The sequence below is a fragment of the Clostridium porci genome (assembly GCF_009696375.1).
GTDB lineage: Bacteria > Bacillota > Clostridia > Lachnospirales > Lachnospiraceae > Enterocloster > Enterocloster porci.
In genome coordinates this window covers 1-1,128 of the sequence record NZ_VUMD01000067.1, presented here as the reverse complement: position 1 = coordinate 1,128, position 1,128 = coordinate 1, and the positions used below count along the sequence as shown (strand labels likewise).

1 protein-coding gene is annotated in these 1,128 nt (G+C 44.7%); it reads right to left on the bottom strand.

The genetic code is table 11. The features are described 5' to 3' along the window. Window positions 1-156: 156 nt before the first annotated feature. Window positions 157-1,077 (bottom strand): hypothetical protein, encoded by a 921-nt coding sequence (locus tag FYJ39_RS20385; RefSeq protein ID WP_154474124.1) that lies wholly within the window; start codon window positions 1,075-1,077, stop codon window positions 157-159. Between the last annotated feature and the right edge of the window lie 51 nt (window positions 1,078-1,128).

Genomic DNA, 1,128 nt, shown 5'->3' with positions numbered 1-1,128 from the left:
GCACCACGCTTGATTGCTTCGGCCAAGCCGACCTGGACAAGCCTTGTTGCCATTTCAGCCGGGGTAGAATAGCAATCACAAAATTCCATATACCTGCAAAGACGGTCATACTGCTTCGGAGTTAGATAAACATTGACTTTGATTTTTCCAACAGGCTTATTCATAAAAGTTTCCCTCCTGATAATTTAATAACTGACTGCGCAACTTGTTGAATATGGGACCCTCAATCTCAAAGGGACGGTCCAGGAGCAGGGCCTTATACTTTAGCTTCGTAGGCCGGGAAAGCTGACGGAGGTAATAATCCATCCGGTCAGCGGGCTGTTCCGCAAGTAACTGTACCATGACTTTCGTTTCCGCCAGATCAATCACCTTACGAGTATAGACATTGGGCCAGCACCGGCAGCAGTCTATGTAATCCAGGCTATCCAACGTGACCTCTATCCGGGTAAGGGGATAATCAAGGCCTGCTTCTATCTGTTTGTTATAGACCTTGACCCGGCCAGGAGAAGACATACATCCTAAATACTCTGTAAAGTCCTGCGCTGATTTGTAAAACTGGCTGTATTTCCTGTTATCCTTGATAAGCTGTACCTGGTCACGGCCATAAGGCACATCCACTGCCAAATCCCATCGTTTTATTTTTATTGTTTCTGCCATGGGGAACAGTTCGTTTAGGACCGTTCTTAGGACTTCCCCTATCTGGCTTCGCAGGTCTTTAAACTCCACTTCCTCCTGGTCGAAGGGGGAGGCACTTGTACGCATAAACCCATCATCATAAGCAATCTGGCCAAGCAGCTTGTTTGGGTTAAAGTCCAGGAAACCTTGTAAGACTGTTTCTTTCTTTACACCATTCATACAACAGCCAATACTAAATGATAAACCTTTAACCCCAAACACATATAAATACCGATAGTCAAAATCCTTGTAAGATGTATAGGAGGTGGAGCCGGGCAGATGGGAGAGGAGAGTAAGAAACGATTCAACCACGTCCGTATCCGGAAACTCAAACGAGTAACGGAGGGAATCACAGGAATAGAAAATACCATCCTCAATCAGTGGGTTAAAATAATAAAGCATGGGAAGAACCTCCTAAAAAAATGTTAAGCAACGATACAAGTGTAAAGAATT